The following is a 3,991-nucleotide window of genomic DNA, read 5'->3' on the forward strand; positions in this document are numbered from 1 at the left end:
GCCAGGGGCCGGGGCGCCAGGCGCGGGAGCCCCGGGTACAGGAGCACCGGGAGCCGGGGCACCCGGCGCCGGAGCCCCGGGTGCAGGAGCACCGGGAGCCGGGGCGCCCGGCGCGGGCGGGGCGGGAGCCGGTGCCCCCGGGGCCGGGGCTCCGGGTGCGGGAGGGGCCGGGGCCGGTGGGGCGGGGGCGGGGGGCTTCGGCTTGCGGCAGGTCAGCCAGACCTCCGCGTCCGTGGCGGGGGCGTGCGCCGTGACGTTCACGCACCCCTTGCCGTCGTCGATCACCTCGGCCGTCACGGCACCGCCGAGTGCGTCCACGGCGACATGCGACGGCGGATGCTTCGGCAGCAGGTCCGGCAGGCCGGTGACCACGGCCGTCACCACCGGCAGCCCGGCGACCACCGCTTCCGCGCCCCCGTCACCGGCGGCCGCCTCCCCCGCCGGGCCCAGCACCACGGCGGCCAGGGCGATCATCACCGAACATCCCGTTCTCAGCCATCCCCTCACCCCGGACAGCCTGCACTTCGCCCCGCAGAACCTGGCGTGTTCACAGCGGGATTACCCCGATGGGCGGAAAATTGCGTGATCACACCCGCCGGAGGTTTATCTCCCGGGGCACCACCAACGGACCACCGCACGAACGGCCGTTCGACCGGAACATACCGGGCCGGGCGCGGGGGCAGAGTGTGGCCATGGACTGTCTGCCGCACTTCCGTCGCGAGATCCTCGCCTTCGAGGCCGCCGCCCGCCGCGCCGCCGGCGCCGACGCGGCGCCCCTGGTCCCGTCCTGCCCCGCCTGGTCGGTGTCCGACCTGGTCGCGCACCTGGGCGGCGTGCAGAGATTCGTGGCCCACGTCATCGCGGAACGGCACCAGGAACCACCGGACGACCTTGCGAACCTGATCGCCCGGACCCCGTCGGCAACGCTGGACCTCGCCTTCCTCCGGCTCCCCGCGGACACGACGGGCTGGCCGGTGCCGGAGCAGGAGCCCAACCGGGGCCCGGTCCCGCAGACCCTGGTCGACTGGTTCGCCGACGGGGCCCGCGCACTGGAGTCGCTGCTCGCCGACCGGGACCCGGCCGAGCGGGTCTGGACGTGGTCGCAGGAACAGTCCGTCGCCTTCTGGGCGCGTATCCAGACGATCGAGGCGGCCGTGCACCGCTGGGACGCCGAGAACGCCCTGGGCGCAGCGGGGCCCGTCGACGCCGGGCTGGCGCACGACGCCGTCGGCCAGGCCCTCGACGTCATGGCCCCGGCCCGGCGCGCCTGGACGAAGGCGCCCCGGGGAGCGGGCGAGCGCTTCCGGTTCCGGCGGACCGACGGCCCGGGCGAGTGGACGGTGCACTTCGACGGCGACGACGTCCGCGTCGGTGACGACGGCGGTCCCTGTGACGTCGAGCTGGCCGGCACCGCGTCGGACCTGATGCTGTTCCTCTGGCACCGCATCCCCGCGGACCGGCTCGACGCGGTCGAGGGCGATCCCGCGGTGCTGGACCGGTACTTCGCCCTCGTCCCGCCCGTGTGACCGGTCTGCTCACCCCCGTCGAGCAGACCGGCGCGTGCGCCGCGGGCCCGCCGGCCCCCGTGTCCCCGGCGGGCCGCTGATCGCACATCAGCCAGCATGCCGCCGGCCGCCGCCGGGGCACTACGGGAGAAACCCTGGGAACGCACCGGCCGGCGCCCGGGGCGGTCAGGGGCGGCGGCCCGGCCGGCGGTCCTCGCGCACGCACTCGATCGCGTAGTCGCCGGTGTCGGGGTCCACGGTGACGCCGTGGGTCTCGCTGCGGAAGCCCGGGAACGCGCGGTCGAAGGACTCCAGGGCGCCGAGGTAGCGCAGCAACGGCCCGTCGGGGGCGCCGGTCGACTCGCCGGGCATGAGGACGGGGATGCCGGGCGGAGTGACGGTGACCATGGCCGCGGCCACGCGGTCCGCCGCGTCGGCGATCCGTACGCGCTCGGTGCCCTGGCGGATCAGCTGCTGGTAGCACCACTGGGGCGGGGCGACGGGCTCGGGAAGCTCCTGGAAGGCCGTGTCCAGCAGCGTGACCAGGTCGGCCCGGCGCAGGTGGTCGTGCATGGACCGGCACAGGCCGGGCAGGGTGGTGCCGGCGTAGCGCCGCGGGTACTGCGCCAGGAGCCCGGGCAGGACCTGCTCCAGCGGGGCGTCGGCGTCGTGGAGCGCCTTGAAGTCCATGAGGGCGTCCAGCAGGGTGCCCCATTTGCCCTTGGTGATGCCCATGGAGAAGAGGATGAGGGTGGTGTAGCTGTCGGTCTTCTCCACGACGATGTTGCGGGTGGCCAGGTAGGCGGTCAGCACCCGGGCGGGGATGCCCCATTCGTCCCAGCGGCCCGCGGCGTCGATGCCCGGGCAGGTGAGCGTCACCTTGACCGGGTCGAGCATGCAGTAGCCGTCGCCGAGCCCGGGGAAGCCGTGCCAGTCGGCGTCCGGTTCCAGCTGCCAGCAGGAGGGCTGGGTGCGCAGCAGTTCGGTGGGGGCGTCGGCGAAGGCGTGCTGTTCCTTGGTGGCCGGGTCGGTGACGGTCGCGGGCTGCCAGACGTCGAAGAACCAGGCGGGCCGGTCGCCGGAGTGCGCGATGCGCCGGCCGGTGCGGACCACGGCCTGGCGGAAGCGGACGGCCTCGGTGACCGCCTCGTCGATCAGCCAGTGCCCCTGCGGTCCGTCCATCATCCCGGCGGCCACGTCGAGGGAGGCGATGGCGGGATACAGCGGCGAGGTGGTGCCGTGCATCATGAACGCCTCGTTGAAGCGGTCGTGGTCCACGGGTGCCCTGGGCGAGGACTTGACGTGCACCATCGCGCTCTGGCTCAGCGCGGCCAGCAGTTTGTGGGTGGACTGGGTGGCGAAGACCGTGGGGCGTTCGGGGCCGTCGAGGACGGTGGAGTCGACGGACATGCCGTAGCGCCCGGCGTAGAGGGGGTGGAAGCGGGCGTAGGCGAACCACGCCTCGTCGAAGTGGAGCCGCGGCGTGCTGGGGGCGAGCTCGCGGGCGAGGTGCACGGCGTCGTAACAGAGCCCGTCGTAGGTGGAGTTGGTGACCACGGCGTACTCGGCTCCCGGTGACACCGCCCCCTGGGCGAGCGGGTTGCGGGCGATGCGGTCCGCGACGGCCGCCGCCGCGACCTCGGCCGGGGGCAGCGGGCCGGCCAGCCCGTAGCCGTTGCGGGTGGGCACGAGGTAGACGGGCCGGGCGCCGGAGAGGACCAGGCCGTGCAGGACGGACTTGTGGCAGTTGCGGTCGACCAGCGCGATCTCGTCCTGGGCGACGCAGAAGTGGCCGACCATGCGGTCGGCGGTGGAGTTGCCGTGCAGGACGAAGTAGGTGCGGTCGGCGCCGAAGATCCGGGCGGCGTTGCGCTCCGCGTCCCCGACGGGACCCGTGTGCTCGAAGAGGGAGCCGAGCTCCTCGACCGAGATCGACAGGTCGCTGCGCAGCAGCCGCTCGCCGAAGTAGTCGAAGAAGGCGCGGCCGACCGGGGACTTCAGGAAGGCCACGCCACCGGCGTGGGCGGGGGTGTGCCAGGAGTATTCGTGGGCGTCGTCGAACTTCCGCAGGGCCTTGAAGAAGGGCGGCAGGACGGCCTCGCGGTAGGCGCGGGCCGCGCTGACGATCCGTCCGGCGATGAAGGCGGGGGTGTCCTCCAGCGGCCAGACGTAGCCGACGACGGCCTCCGACACCCACAGGGGAAGGCGGTCGAGGTCGTCGTCGGCCTCGTCCGTCATGACCAGGAGGACGGGCAGGTCCTTGAAGCGCCGGCCGATCTGGCGCAGCACCGGGGAGCCGCCCGGCTCCCCGCCGGCCGCGGCGCCCGGGCCGAGGTCCCAGGCGACCACCGCGGCGGCGAGGCCGGCTTCGGTGCGCAGCACCGCCCGTGCCTCGGCCTCGGTGCGGGCCCAGCGCACCTCCAGTCCGCGGGCCTCGACCTCCTTGCGGATCCTGCGCAGTTGTTCGCCTTCGGAGCCCCCGCCGA

General features: G+C 74.3%; 2 protein-coding genes and 1 pseudogene. 1 reads left to right on the top strand and 2 read right to left on the bottom strand.

Features of this window, described 5'->3' with window-relative positions:
- Positions 1–477 (bottom strand): annotated as a pseudogene (locus LE181_RS26775) (2-oxoglutarate dehydrogenase, E2 component, dihydrolipoamide succinyltransferase); the annotation flags it as partial.
- A 215-nt stretch (positions 478–692) separates the two neighbouring features.
- Here LE181_RS26775 and LE181_RS26780 point away from each other — a divergent pair.
- The gene (locus LE181_RS26780) at positions 693–1,526 is read left to right on the top strand and encodes a maleylpyruvate isomerase family mycothiol-dependent enzyme (protein ID WP_225664075.1); all 834 of its coding nucleotides are present in this window, start codon (positions 693–695) and stop codon (positions 1,524–1,526) included.
- A gap of 165 nt (positions 1,527–1,691) precedes the next feature.
- Here LE181_RS26780 and LE181_RS26785 read toward each other — a convergent pair.
- On the bottom strand, positions 1,692–3,991 hold a 2,300-nt coding region (locus LE181_RS26785; RefSeq protein WP_225664076.1), incomplete at its 5' end, for an Orn/Lys/Arg family decarboxylase.

It is taken from the genome of Streptomyces sichuanensis, assembly GCF_020328095.1.
Classification (GTDB): domain Bacteria; phylum Actinomycetota; class Actinomycetes; order Streptomycetales; family Streptomycetaceae; genus Streptomyces; species Streptomyces cinnamoneus.

Coding starts and splice junctions, on each gene's coding strand:
- LE181_RS26780 (WP_225664075.1), top strand. CDS start 693: ATGGACTGTCTGCCGCACTTCCGTCGCGAGATCCTCGCCTTCGAGGCC.